Source organism: Microcoleus sp. AT8-B5 (assembly GCF_036705565.1).
Classification (GTDB): Bacteria; Cyanobacteriota; Cyanobacteriia; order Cyanobacteriales; family Microcoleaceae; genus Microcoleus.
The window spans coordinates 1-12,698 of sequence record NZ_JAUBUY010000052.1 but is presented as its reverse complement, the minus strand read 5'-3'; the positions used below and the strand labels follow the sequence as shown (position 1 = coordinate 12,698).

General features: G+C 46.0%; 11 protein-coding genes. 6 read left to right on the top strand and 5 right to left on the bottom strand.

Features of this window, described 5'->3' with window-relative positions; translation table 11 throughout:
• Positions 1 to 30 precede the first annotated feature (30 nt).
• The 3 genes from QUB39_RS25490 to QUB39_RS25480 form a co-directional block, all read right to left on the bottom strand.
• Entirely contained in the window at positions 31 to 282 is a 252-nt protein-coding gene (locus QUB39_RS25490) for a TIGR02450 family Trp-rich protein (protein ID WP_242725377.1), read from the bottom strand.
• A 769-nt stretch (positions 283 to 1,051) separates the two neighbouring features.
• Positions 1,052 to 1,276: a hypothetical protein gene (locus tag QUB39_RS25485; protein WP_006635912.1), complete on the bottom strand. Its 225-nt coding sequence runs from the start codon at positions 1,274 to 1,276 to the stop codon at positions 1,052 to 1,054.
• A gap of 1,487 nt (positions 1,277 to 2,763) precedes the next feature.
• A complete protein-coding gene (locus QUB39_RS25480; RefSeq protein WP_333057680.1) occupies positions 2,764 to 4,596 on the bottom strand; it encodes a peptidase C14 in 1,833 nt (610 codons plus the stop codon).
• A gap of 282 nt (positions 4,597 to 4,878) precedes the next feature.
• Here QUB39_RS25480 and QUB39_RS25475 point away from each other — a divergent pair, with 282 nt between their 5' ends.
• The 5 genes from QUB39_RS25475 (at position 4,879) to QUB39_RS25455 (ending at position 8,704) form a co-directional block, all read left to right on the top strand.
• Entirely contained in the window at positions 4,879 to 5,580 is a 702-nt protein-coding gene (locus QUB39_RS25475; RefSeq protein WP_333057681.1) for a V4R domain-containing protein, read from the top strand.
• A 94-nt stretch (positions 5,581 to 5,674) separates the two neighbouring features.
• Positions 5,675 to 5,941: a hypothetical protein gene (locus QUB39_RS25470; RefSeq protein ID WP_333057683.1), complete on the top strand. Its 267-nt coding sequence runs from the start codon at positions 5,675 to 5,677 to the stop codon at positions 5,939 to 5,941.
• Positions 5,942 to 6,111: 170 nt separating this feature from the next.
• Complete coding sequence (locus QUB39_RS25465; protein ID WP_333057685.1) at positions 6,112 to 6,582, top strand: phycobilisome protein; 471 nt, start codon at positions 6,112 to 6,114, stop codon at positions 6,580 to 6,582.
• A 50-nt stretch (positions 6,583 to 6,632) separates the two neighbouring features.
• Positions 6,633 to 7,295, top strand: a complete 663-nt coding sequence (locus QUB39_RS25460) for a V4R domain-containing protein (protein ID WP_333057688.1) — start codon at positions 6,633 to 6,635, stop codon at positions 7,293 to 7,295.
• Between the two features lie 242 nt (positions 7,296 to 7,537).
• Positions 7,538 to 8,704 (top strand): pentapeptide repeat-containing protein, encoded by a 1,167-nt coding sequence (locus tag QUB39_RS25455; RefSeq protein WP_333057689.1) that lies wholly within the window; start codon positions 7,538 to 7,540, stop codon positions 8,702 to 8,704.
• Positions 8,705 to 8,721: 17 nt separating this feature from the next.
• Here QUB39_RS25455 and QUB39_RS25450 read toward each other — a convergent pair whose 3' ends face one another.
• Both QUB39_RS25450 and QUB39_RS25445 read right to left on the bottom strand, forming a co-directional pair.
• Positions 8,722 to 9,192 carry a phycobilisome protein gene (locus QUB39_RS25450; RefSeq protein ID WP_333057690.1) on the bottom strand — a complete coding sequence of 157 codons (471 nt, stop codon included), beginning with the start codon at positions 9,190 to 9,192 and terminating at the stop codon, positions 8,722 to 8,724.
• Between the two features lie 38 nt (positions 9,193 to 9,230).
• Complete coding sequence (locus tag QUB39_RS25445) at positions 9,231 to 9,713, bottom strand: 2Fe-2S iron-sulfur cluster-binding protein (RefSeq protein ID WP_333057691.1); 483 nt, start codon at positions 9,711 to 9,713, stop codon at positions 9,231 to 9,233.
• Positions 9,714 to 10,215: 502 nt separating this feature from the next.
• Between QUB39_RS25445 and QUB39_RS25440 the strand changes: the two genes are divergently transcribed.
• Positions 10,216 to 12,150 carry a serine/threonine-protein kinase gene (locus tag QUB39_RS25440; protein WP_333057693.1) on the top strand — a complete coding sequence of 645 codons (1,935 nt, stop codon included), beginning with the start codon at positions 10,216 to 10,218 and terminating at the stop codon, positions 12,148 to 12,150.
• The last annotated feature ends 548 nt before the right edge of the window (positions 12,151 to 12,698 follow it).

Genomic DNA, 12,698 nt, shown 5'->3' with positions numbered 1-12,698 from the left:
TCCCCTCTCTCTACCCCACAGCCCTGTCTTTTAGTCGGCAGTTTCTAATTCCTCTAATTCTTGCGTAGACTGCCATCCAGCTTGCCAGAGCGATCGGTCTTTGAGCTGTGCGGCGTTCAGCCAAAAACGCACATTTGGATCGCAAGCCGCCACCATTTCTGCAAATACCCATTTACCTTCGTTTTTTCGGTTGACCACTTGAAAGTGTCGCCACCCCCAAGTTTTTTGGTGTGAAGTCCATCGGGAACCAACTAAATAAGGAAATTTTTGTTTTTTGCTCACAGTATTTTTGTGGAAAAATATATTAGAAAGCAAGTGAATTGTAATATAGCCATCCTAAATCCTTTGTGTCATTCTTGTAGGGGCAAAACCCCCGTGGTTGCCCCATGAGGCCAGGGTAGGCAAAGAAAGGTACTATCCCCTACATCTTGGTACGACTCCTGCAAGGATTGCTATAACTCGTTCTGTTTGATGATATTAATTCCCTATCAAAAGTCGTCCAATCCTCTCCCCCTCTCCCCTTCTCTCCCTCCCATCTCGAACATACCAAATAATATAGAGCCACTGCTGCTTACACGAGAGTTCACATAAACTCTATCTACAAGTAGATGCGTTTATTGTAACTTGCAACAGTTTCGCATCGGGTTCAAAAGTAAGGGCAGTTCAATGACTGCCCCTGTAATTAGTTATACCTATTGAATAGGATAATTTTTCAGGCGATCCACAAATAGCCTATTTATCCAATACCAGCTACATCGTGAATCTCAAATCTAAAAGCAAATAACCCAGGTTATAGTTGTGCAGAATAATCCTTTCTGTGAAACTTACTCAAATCTACTTTTAGAGCAGGTTTGACGTTCACTTCCTGCTTCTACCAAGGCGGTCGGCCGCTTCTTGTCCACAGGCGTGTTTTCGAGCCCAACTTTCCCTACAAACATTTTTTCAATCTTCATCGTGTTTCATTGATCCTGTACAGCTCAATAAAAACGCACTTTTAGGTAAGATTGACTAATTTCTTTGATTCTGTCGCTACCTCTTGATTACTTCCCTGTTAAGGCTTTTGGCCTGATAAGTCCAGAGGAAGTTGGGGAAGTCGGAGGCGAACCGCATTTGTTTGCAGCCAGAGAGTAATAGCGTGCTTCCGTTGCGGAGTCACGTACTCTCCTGGTCGGATCACGCCAGCACAGACGCCGATGTTTTTAATAAGGGTTTCTCGCTCCGATGAACTTGCACCCTGTAGCAACCTGACTTGGGCTTTGATAAAATCCACGTTCATAGCTGAAAGTAAAAGTAAGTAAAGAACTCAGTTAAATAGCGATGCTTTGATTCCGATTGTAACTCTAAAACCACTTGGTATGAATCAAATTGATTCAACATCCCCAGGATGGGGATCGGCGCGTCTAGAGCTAGCCAACTTTATTTACTTTATCTGTTTTTGCTAGCAAAAGTGTCACTATGCTAGCAGTTTTGGCAGAATTCTTTATAGTTAAGAACTGTTACAAATTTGGCTCGATTTCCACAATACGGCAGAGTTTAGTGCTAACGCTACTTTCCTGACCTCAAAAAGTTCAGCCTTGTCTCCAACTCCTTGCCTTCCTAGGTTTTAGACTCCCCGATTGGGAAGCGATCGCTCCGGGAACATTCCTATTCGATCGCCCCTCTTAACACCCGGACACCGCCACATCACCCTATTGATTTAGCTCGTCCTGTAGACTTGGCTGTGGACTATAACTTTAGGCATACGTGTTGTTACCGGGGCTACAATAAGCGAGCAAGTTTTTATTCTTGTTTCTCAAGGAAATATTTTTTAGATTTTCTTGCCAAGCCCTTATTTGTGTTAATTAAGGCAGCTTTGTCATCTCCGGGCAAACGAAGACTCGCAGCTTGCGAATCCAGATATTTTTTGCTGTGTGGCGGTGAATCTGTTTCCTGAATTCCTTGGGGGCGATCGCACGTCCGCGAGAATTCTCAGTAACGGCTCATTTTGTATAATTCATAACAGATATGTCACTGTTCATAATTTAAAAACAGTACAATTTTAAACAGTCTTCCATCCGTCGATCGCTCCTAATAGTCTACCAAAATCGATAAAGAAATTAACTGTGCATAGCCGAGTTTTTATGACGAGTTTGCCCCATTGATTTGCATTAGGTAGCAATTATATGTAGCAAACCTTCTTACTAAATTAAGTTAAAAAAATATAACTTAATCTGATAATCACAAGTAATTAAATATACTGATTTTTTTCTAAATTTCAAATAAAAGCTATTTATTCATGATTTATTTATCATTTTTTAACTATATTTATACCCATCTTTTTTGTTAGAAAAATATTTTTTGACGGTAGAGGCTTCGGCTCAGAAAACTCTAGACGTGAATTTAAAATATTAATTAATCGGCGTTGCATAATTTGAAGATTATTTTGGGCATTAGGGTTGGGCGTCCCGCCTGCTGTGAAAATACACGCCTTCGGTCTCATGGCCCCATCACAAAAAACATTAAAATCATCCCCCTATTATGCAACCCTCATTAACCAGCTCATACGATATCTTTCACTATACAAAAACGCACCGACCAGCCAACAGATAAAAACCCCTCCCGCAGAAGCTGGGAGGGGAAATGGCGAATAAAATTATTGGTTTTAAATTATCGATATGTAGGTCTCTTTTTTCAGTATCAAGAGGTATCGATCTAGCCAACGACTAATGTTGGTCAGTCGCTAAAATAATTTCCCGGTGGGAAACCGAGAAATTATCAACTAAATCAACTTTTTTTCTGCTGGCGTTGGAGCTTAGTTTTCCAATTGGCGATATCCTTCTGAGCCGGCTGATAACTCTTAGTACCCGACGGCACCAGCGAAGCAGCTTCAACTGCCTCTTTCAGCTTTCCTTGAGAGCCACGCAACTGAGCAATTTTGAGAATACTTTCGCTCCACTCTCCAATTAACTGTTGAGCTTCTTCATACTTCGGCTGACCTGGCTCAATTTTATTAGCTTGCTGGATGCCTTTACTGTAAGAAGAGGCAACCCCCCGCTTAATTTGACCCTTAGCAGCCGATAGCAAAGCAGCATTTACATCCTGGTCTTTGGATAGCTCCTCCCACTGAGCGATCGCCTGTTTCGACTGATTGTAAACAGGCTTATTGACATCCGGCATTAATTTAGCCGCCCCGATCGCCCCCTGGAAATCGCCCCGAGCAGCCCGCCCGTTAGCTATATCCAAAATCGTTAAACTCCAGCGCTCAATATCCTGCTGAGCCTGCGGGTAGAGCGGATCGCTAGCCGGAATCGTTCGAGCCTTAACCACCGCTTTATTAAAACTAGAAGCCGAACCATCCTTAAGGAAAGTTTTCGCCTCAGCCCACACCTGCTGGCTCGACGGTGGCTGCTTGGTTCCAGCCCCTGCTTGCACCGCCCGCGGTTGGTTCTGAGACCCCCCAGTACCAGTAGATTGTTGAGATCCAGAGTTTTGGGCATTTTCAGCAGGCGATCGAGGATCTCCTTCCTGCTGACCAATAAAAATTGATCTGTTCGTCACAAAAACACCCAACAGCAACACCAAAGCCGTAGCGGAACTCCACAAAACTAGCTGCTGCAAAAATGACTTATCCGACCCCCCTTTATCTTCATCCTCCGGCTTTTGCAAGTTCGGTCGATCGCCTCCCCCATCAGCAGGAACCACGGCCTTCGGCTGCGACACAGGCGGCATCTCAACCGACGAATCCTGAGCGTTGCGAACTGCAGGAGGCAGATCCATTCGATCCCTAGCCGTCGCCATTTGCGGGCGATCTAACCCATCAGCCGTACCAACCGTCATATTGCCGTTGCGTCCGGCCAACGCAGCCGTTGGTACCCCTACATCGGGCAAAATCACCAAATTAGCCTTTCCTGGAGGATTCACCACCATCAAAGGTTCTTGTTTCGGACGCAAATGGTGGTCACACAGCTCCGGCAGTCGATCGCTCAAAAAACGGTCTAAACCCTTAATAGTCATGCACTGTCCCGAGCGTAGCCCCTCCAAAAGCGCCGTCGTAAAAAACCCCTGACGCAAAGCCGAAGTTTCCCGCGAAACTTGATTCGGGCGGCAAGAAAGCACCGTTGGGATTTCCAGTTCCCGCGCCAGCTCGACCGTTTGAGAGCCGATCGTTTCCCCCGCTTTCAAAATCTGGCTGCGGTTCATATCAACCAGCACCAACACCGTTTCCGTAGGAGCGTTTTTCAGAGTATTCAACAGCAACTCTACCGGAATCCCCGTACCCTTAATGTCAGCCGGATTGCCGTCAATCGGCATCAAATAATCCTTACCTTCATAGCTGACACCGTAGCCGCTAAAAAAACACCAGAGTAAATCTCCCTTTTGCACATGTTCCCCGCAGAGGCTTTGGGTCAATCTCAGAATATTTTCCCGATTTGGATATGTAGATTGACCCCACAGCGACGGCGAGCTATCGGTCATCAGCAGACATCCCTCCGGCGCAAAACCCGCATCCTCAGTCAAAAAACCGTACAATGCCTCTGCATCCTCTTGGGCATAACTCAAAGGCTGGAGTAACTGATATTGATTGATGCCTATTGCAATACAAGCGTGATTTTTCATCCCCATATGCCCTATATATATAGTGGACTGCTTGCACAAAACGATAACACATAGCCGCTGAAGGTTATACCCACTTTCGCCAGCACTCAGAGAGCAGTTGTCCGAAGGCAGAACTCCCAACAAGCGCCCAAATTTAGCATCCTAGAAATTTTAATTTTTATATTGCAGTAAAAAATTCTCCCCTGTGTCTACCTTTAGAAAAATAAAGTTAAATTGGATACACAGGCCAGTCTATTTGACTCTAATTTTCACCAAACTACACCAAAAAGGAATAACCCGCCAATGGTCTCTACCGCGAAAAAAGAAATCTCCCCCCACAGCGAATCGTTACTAAAGCAACATCATCCTAAAACTCATAGCCACTATAGATTTCAGGATTTTTTTGCCTTCGATCGCCAGATGGGCACAATTGACGACTGGAACGAGTCGCGCAACATTTTTACAAGCGAAGACTTCATTATTGGTTTGGTGGAGGGACTCGAAGAAGAAGTCGGCCCTGCGTCCTCTGTCATCATGTATACTATTGGTTGCCAATGGGGACTCCAAGATTCCGAATTTTTTCAAAAATGGTTTAGTGCCGAATACAGCCAGAACATTCGCCAGTCAAATCTCATGTTTCTGCTAGAAACTTGGTGGTGGCCTTTCACAGCTCAAGGTTGGGGTCGCTGGGAAGTGGACATGAGCGATCGCAAACACGGCTGTATCTTCATCAACCTTTTTGACTCAGCAGTTGCTCGAACTTTGGGCGACGTAGGCAAACCGGTTTGTCACCTATACGCCGGTTTGTTCGCCGGTTTCTTTGGCTCTTTAGTCAAAAAGCCTCTGAGCTGCATAGAACTCCAATGTTACTCAATGGGAGAAACCTATTGCAAGTTTCTGCTTGGCAACCCAGATAAAATTGATGCAGCAGCATTCTGGCTCAACGAAGGTGCCAACGCCCGCGATATTCAAAATCGACTGCAACACGGTGAAATATTGCGGTAAACAACCTGGAAAGGCACATTCCCTGCCCTGCCTTTCCTCCCACCAATTTCGCGATCGAAAGTGCAATGGTGGATTTCTCCAGGCAGGAAGAAAGATGAAAAGTCAAACTTCATGGTTGGGCCAATCCGTCCAAGAATTCTTTGGTCACTATAATTGGCTGGGAAAATCTTTAGAAACCCCAACTGGCTCGAACCCCGGTCAACTTCTGAGTTTAACCCAGCCAGTAGCAGACTTTTTTCAAGCTATTTCTTGGGAAGGAATTCCGGAAGTAGGTGCCCTACCCCTACCGCCACCCTTGCCAGTAATTTCTATTACTGAACAAGCAGAAGTCACCATTGATGACCTATTCGATATGTTTTAATCTGTCTAGGGAATAGAACATGAAAAATAGAGCAATCCCTCATCCATCTTCCCTCACCCCTCTTTTCTCATCCTTCAAAATCCCTCCGTTAAATCCGTTAAATCCCGTACACTGCTCGTTGCCGAACTTCCTTCCTTTTATCAATTACCGATTACCACTTAATTAAAATCATGCACCCTGAGATTGAGGCGCTGCTGGATCAGGCAGAAAACCGCTTTTTAAAAGGCGAAGAACTCCTAGCTTTTAAGCGTCAAGCTGTAACCCTTGTTCAGCGCTTAAAAATTTACGAATTTTTGCGAGAGAAGGAAGCAAGCATCTTCCAACCAGTAGCCAACCAACTACAAGAAACATTCCCCGACGAAAAACAAGAAACCTTAGAACGATCGCTCAAACACTGGGTGTTAGTCTTGCGGTACTGCGCTATGGCTATGCTGCTGAACGATCAAAATTTTCTCGAACAGCGCCTTGTAGACTGGCTTTCCGGCATAGTCGAAGCCCACCAAACTCAAAAAATCGAAGCAACTGTTTGCAATCTGCTGCAAACTCGTTTAAAAGAATTGCTTTCCGAGCAAGCCCGGGCTATATTGCAACCATTTTTCGACCAAGCACAGTCAATTATTATTGATCAAGGTAATAAATAATCAGCTTTCTTCCCAATTTCCAATTCCCGATTCCCAATTCCCAATTCCCGATGATTAATATTGCCGACTTACTCAAACAGCCCCGACTCCCTGGAAACTACTTTGCCAGCGATGCCTACGTCCGAGGCGACCTCGAACTCGGCCTCCTCGAAAACCGACGGGGCGATCGGCTCTTAGCACTTCCAGAAACACTGATTCAAGCCATTTATATCGGCTTAGAACAAGAAACAGGTCAAGCCTCCCGCCTCGTGCTTTTCAACTGCGGTCGCTGGTGGGGTAAAAACTTCTACGTGCGTTTTTGCGAAGAAGTCAGCGAATACTACGGTCAGCCAGTTTCTGAAATGGAAATGGTAGAATTTCTTCAGTCCTTACAGCAGTGTTGGAAAACTCATGGATGGGGAACATTTGATCTAGACCCCAGCTATTCCGAACATGGATTCTTAATAGTAAAAATTGCTAACTCTCTTTTTGCTAAAACAGCCCCCAAGTCTAAGCGACCAGCCTGTTTTTTAGAAGCAGGTATTTTAAGTTCGTTCTTTAGTCAGCTTACGGGTCGAGAACTTCACTGCCTGCAAACATCCTGCGAATCATTGGGTTCGGACTGCAACCGCTTTATTTTAGGGCTGCGCGATCGCCTCCAACCAGCAGATTCTATGGTCGAAGAAGGAAAAGACCATGAAGCTATTATCACTCAACTTTTCCAAAAAAACTGACTTATTTGACAGCTATTACTTTGTTTCTAATAGCTGTCAAAATTAAGTTTTGGTAGTCAGATTATCCACCGTATCATCAAAACTGTGAGTTAAATTATAAAAAATATCCTAAGTCAAGAAACTAGGTTTTAGCAATTTAAATAAAACCTGATTATAACTAGCAGCAAGAAAATTCATAACTTACTCTAGAAATTCCTAAAATTTAAAAGCAATCAAAACCTCAAATATTTTGCTAGAACTTAATGGACGCCAATGAACTTCTAACTCGATATGCAGCCGGCGAAAGAGATTTTAGACTGGCAAATCTGCGCGGCATTGTGTTGAGTCCGATCGATTTATACCGTTCCAGCGATGCCCCAACTCTAATTTTGGCAAACCTCAACCAACACCAGCAACGACCCTACTTAATCGGTGCTAACCTCAGCGGGGCAGACCTCACCAAAGCCCATCTGAGCCGAGCCAATCTCAGCAAAGCTGACCTCAGCGGAGCCAATCTCACCGGCGCCAACCTCATGGCTGCCAGTCTGAGTGGAGCCAATCTCATCGGAGCCAATCTCACCGGCGCCAACCTAGCCGGATCTCATCTGAATTGGGCAAACCTGACCGGAGCAATTCTTCCCAATGCTAATCTCATAGGTGCAGATATGAGCGCCGCTAACCTCACCAAAGCCGTTCTGACTCAGGCAAATCTCAGTAAAGCCTATCTGATTAAATCCAATCTCAACGGAGCCAACTTCAAAGATGCTTACTTAAGTCTAGCGAGTCTCAAAGAGGCAGACTTGACCGAAGCACAGCTCACCGGAGCCGAATTATCCAAAGCCAACCTAGCCGGAGCCAACTTAACCCGTGCTAACCTCAGCAAAGCCAACCTGTTGAAAGCTAATCTCAGGCGGGCTAACCTCACTCAAGCCTATTTAAACGGCGCGTGCTTGATCGGATCAGACCTTAGCGAAGCTTGCTTGGATAGAGCCAATATGTGCAAAGCAGACCTCAGCAAAACCTATCTGAGAAACATTACTTTGAATGGTAGCCACTTAAGCGGTATTAACCTCAGCGGAGCCGACCTCAGCGGTGTAGACTTGAGCCGCAAACTTTTAACTGGAATTAATATGGCAGAGGCATTGTTGAATGAAGCCAACTTAAGCGGTGCTTATCTGATGGAAGCTAACTTGAGCGGAGCCAACCTCAGCAAAGCCAACCTGAGTCTAGCCTACCTGATCAATGCCGACCTGTCTAATTCTTGCCTGCATGAAATTAACTTGACCAAAGCTAACCTGAGTAAAGCCAACTTGCAGAAAGCTGACTTGACAGGAGCCAACCTCCGGGGAGCGATTCTCACTGAGGCGGATTTGACGGGAGCGAAGTTGATTGGAGCCACTCTTCCTAACGGCACAGTTTATCGGCGTTAACTGGTCAACCCCCTTGATTATTTGCCGAGTAATGTGCGGTTAATGTCCAGAATCGGAAAAAATAGGTTCCTTTCTTCCACCGTGAGATATTGCTTGAGGACCTTTTTCATCACATCGTAGGTCACGGTCGCAGTATTTCTAACTTGAACAGCGCCTAAAATAGTTTGCAACCAAAGTAGTAGCCGATCGCGCAACCGTTCAGTATCATTAATCAACAGTGCTGCCGCCGAATGCCTCAACACCCGCACAATATCTCCACGGCACTTTTCAGTCATATCGTTAGCCCCCCGCCTAAATAAACTAGGGTCTAGAGACAGCATTTGTGCTTCCACTTGCCGCATAATTTCTGTTTCAGAGGCTTGAATTTTTTTATAAGCACTCATCCGGTGATTCAAAGACTGAAAGTAGTCTTTCAAAAATTGGAGTTCTTCGGCACTGGCGTAGCGTCCGTCTGTTTCCGTGCTCAAACGCGCAAGTTGGCTCAACATAGATTCTTCTCTACTACTAAAATACAAACATATCAGTTTTAAGCTTCTTTAGTGCGAACTAAATACTGTCCTACTTGAAAGCGGGTTTCATTAAGCTGTGTAACGATAGAACGAGTAATTAACTTTCCTGATTCTACAACTACTTGACCCGTAATTGGGTGTAATAAATCTTGCTGGGCTCGGCGGCCGATCAGAGCTTCGACATTTTCAATAGCATTAATATACATCCCCGCAGGCAACTCTACAACCACACCCTCGCCCATAATTTGAGCCTGACAAGCAAGTCGCGAATTGGCTTTAGCCGTAGTAATGACTTCCAACGTCCTTTTCTCGCGGCGGTTCATGTCCGACAAGCCTTCCATGCCTTCTTTAATGTAAACATGGCAGGTAGCGCACATTCCCCGCCCCCCGCATTCCTTGAGAACGTCTAAGTCTTTGGAAAGTAAGGCAGACAGGATATTCGATCGGGTTTCGACTGCTATTTCCTCCGCAATTGGATCTAGTTTAATAATTTTAACCATATTGATGTTTGCTCCTGTCAAGTTCAGTATTTAGCAAGTTACGATCAACTTATTCAAAGCGCAAATAAATTTAGCTAACACTCAAAAAGGTTAAGATGCCTTGACCACAGCATCGGCTTGTGGCTCTCTAACCCCTATGGCATAACCGCACTTCTGTTTTGCTCCTATCGCTGTTTCCTCGCCCCGATTCCCCAGCTTAGCCTTGAAAAGCTAAAACCTTAGAAACTTTCTGGAGGGCATTGAAAAAACTGTAATAGTCGCGATCGACTAAAATAGCAGCCACAGGTAGTTCCCGATCGGGTACAGGCATCCGGCAAGATTGATAGTGATTCCGAAGCTCAAGGATTTTAGTAGGTGCGACTGTGCGATCGCTCTCAAGGAGGCTGAGAATGAACCTGAGATAACATAGGCTGTACCTGGCGAGCGATTCAAAAATTTGAATTTTTGTCAGAATTATTTACATATTTTAATACTAGCTCAAGCTTTTTCTATAATTAGACCGATGCAACATTCTAAGTACCGCATTTTAGGGCTAGTCGGACAAGGACAATTTGGTCGAGTCTTTTGTGCCAGCGTTCGAGAAGCTCCCGCCCAGGACTCCCGCCTCACCAGCCAACTGGTTGCTCTCAAAGAACTTAGTCATCAAAAAGCCCCAACTAGCGAATTCTTGCGAGAGCTGTGGTTTCTGATCACCTTGCAGCACCCGAACATCGTTACCTGCCGTGCTCTAGAACACACAGCTACAGGCAGGTACTTGGTTATGGACTACTGCGAGGGAGGAACCCTCCGCAACCTGCTCAAACAAGAGCGCCCCTTGCGTCTGCTCGAAGGTTTGCAGCTAGTCATGGAAGTTTTAGCCGGCTTAGACTACGCCCACCGCCGAGGCGTAGTTCACTGCGACATCAAACCCGAAAATATCCTCCTAACTTTAGGGGCCAAAGGTTGGTCGCCCCGGCTGTCTGACTTTGGCATCGCGCGTCGGCTGCCAGAAATTGGTACCACTCGCCTCCACCAAGAACTTTCTCCCGACGCTACCGTCGGTTCCCCCGCTTACATGGCCCCTGAGCGGTTTTACGGTCTTTTTTCTCCGATGTCAGATATATATGCAGTAGGAATTCTGCTGTTTGAATTGCTAATGGGCTACCGCCCTTTCGGGGGAACCCCCGGAGACTTGAGGTGGGCCCACCTCAATCAACGCTTGCAATTTCCAGACGCCATCCCCGAACCTTTGCAAGCAATAGTCAAAAAATCTTTAGAAAAGCTGCCAGCCCGCCGTTTTGCCAGTGCTTCCCAAATGGCTCAAGCTCTGCGGCTGATCATGTACGACCCCGCTGTCAGGCAATTGGGCGACTGCATTATTCCCTGGGAAAATCCCACAAGTGGTGATAAAAGTCTGAAGTCGGAAACTGACTCTTTGCTGGAAGTTGAAGAGGAAAAAGTATCACAGTCGGCTATTAATTTACTTCGGACTGTGCGCTATTCGCTTTCGCAGCCCAAGCCACTGATACTTCCTGCACCGTTGACCGCTTTAATTGCCACTGAAACCTATCTCTATGCTGCTGTAGGTACAGAGGTCAAGGTTTGGTCTCAGCCGGGAAAACAGCTAGTTACAGGAGAAATGTCTACTTCGATTTCATTAATGGCGGAAATCGTGCGCGGCATTTTACCTGTTTCCAACGGCTGCTGCGTTCTCACTCCCCAAAAACTTTACTGGCTCAATGAGCGATCTTGGGAGCCTCAGTGTTTACTGGATATGGGTTTGAGGCAAGGGCCAGATTCTTTAAAAGCTGCTGTAGACTCTCGCGGCAACTGGTTGACAGTAGCGGTTCCCGGCGAACTGCGTTTTTATTCTTTAGCTGGAAACAGCACGGCGGGCGATCAGAAAAAAGCCCTGAAGCTGATCGCTACTGTGCCGTTACCAGAACACTATTTACCAGAATTAATGTTTCTGGATCGGCGACACGTCTTAGCAGTTTGGCCGGATAACGAACCAAAAAATCCCCAAACTATTTTTAGAGTTTACACTCGCCGCGGCACCCCTGTGGGTTCTGTGCGGTTGTCGGCCAGCGTCGGACAGATGCTGTTGACACCTGAGCCTTATACTTTGCTGGGAATTCCTCAAGGTGGTAAAGCGGCGGTGCTGTTGATGAAATTGTGGCCGCTCAAGGTAGCGCGAATTCCTCTTGAAACTTTGCCCGTGTCTGCTTGTGTGGCTAATTGGGGATGGGTATTGGCAGATGTTGGGGGCCAGATAGAAGTGTTAAACAGTCAAGGGATTCAAGTAGGGAATTTTAGCAGCCCTGCCTCACCGCGGGCGATAGCTCCTTGGGGGAATAGAGGTTTGGTGATTGCTGTCAATACTGAGGAAGAGAGTCACTTGCACTTTTTAGATGTAGATGTTGAGGAGACCAACTCGCGCTCGCTCATCAAAGGCTGATAACTGGCGTAACTAAAGGAGTTTGGGGGTGTAATTCAGGAGAGTGTATTTGCGGGCGATCGATTCCTGGGAGTTCGATCAGGGTTAGAGTACCGTGTCGTGTCAACTTCTGGATTTTGAGTCAGAGGAATTGTTAAGGGCGATCGGCTCAATCTGAGATCCAAACCTCCCTCAGTAAAGTCCCAGAAATGCACACACCACTTACATATATATGACTCATGCACCAGCCTGCTTCTGTCATCCTCACCCAGTGCTCCAGCCTCACCCCTTACACTCTAACTTTGCCTAACCTCTACTCCAAGTAAGCCCCATCATGTTGAACCACTGAGTCCTTATACCCATGCGGGGGAAATAGTCCGCCCCAAAGCCGTATTTGGGCCGAAAAAAAGACCCCATAGTTAAAAGAGGAGTCAGCCAGGGGATACCGGAGCAGGCGATAAATGTCGAAACCCTTGGTGTGTATAGCTTTCCAAAAAAGTCAAAAATATTTTCACAAAACGCTTGACAACTCTGGGGAGAGTTGATACATTAATAAAGCGCCAGAAGGG

What these genes read in the sequence shown, in the direction of transcription:
- QUB39_RS25460 (WP_333057688.1), top strand. Translation starts at nt 6,633, where the DNA reads ATGATTAATATTGCCGACTTACTCAAACAGCCCCGACTCCCTGGAAAC.
- QUB39_RS25465 (WP_333057685.1), top strand. Translation starts at nt 6,112, where the DNA reads ATGCACCCTGAGATTGAGGCGCTGCTGGATCAGGCAGAAAACCGCTTT.
- QUB39_RS25445 (WP_333057691.1), bottom strand. Translation starts at nt 9,713, where the DNA reads ATGGTTAAAATTATTAAACTAGATCCAATTGCGGAGGAAATAGCAGTC.
- QUB39_RS25480 (WP_333057680.1), bottom strand. Translation starts at nt 4,596, where the DNA reads ATGAAAAATCACGCTTGTATTGCAATAGGCATCAATCAATATCAGTTA.
- QUB39_RS25455 (WP_333057689.1), top strand. Translation starts at nt 7,538, where the DNA reads ATGGACGCCAATGAACTTCTAACTCGATATGCAGCCGGCGAAAGAGAT.
- QUB39_RS25440 (WP_333057693.1), top strand. Translation starts at nt 10,216, where the DNA reads ATGCAACATTCTAAGTACCGCATTTTAGGGCTAGTCGGACAAGGACAA.
- QUB39_RS25475 (WP_333057681.1), top strand. Translation starts at nt 4,879, where the DNA reads ATGGTCTCTACCGCGAAAAAAGAAATCTCCCCCCACAGCGAATCGTTA.
- QUB39_RS25485 (WP_006635912.1), bottom strand. Translation starts at nt 1,276, where the DNA reads ATGAACGTGGATTTTATCAAAGCCCAAGTCAGGTTGCTACAGGGTGCA.
- QUB39_RS25450 (WP_333057690.1), bottom strand. Translation starts at nt 9,192, where the DNA reads ATGTTGAGCCAACTTGCGCGTTTGAGCACGGAAACAGACGGACGCTAC.
- QUB39_RS25470 (WP_333057683.1), top strand. Translation starts at nt 5,675, where the DNA reads ATGAAAAGTCAAACTTCATGGTTGGGCCAATCCGTCCAAGAATTCTTT.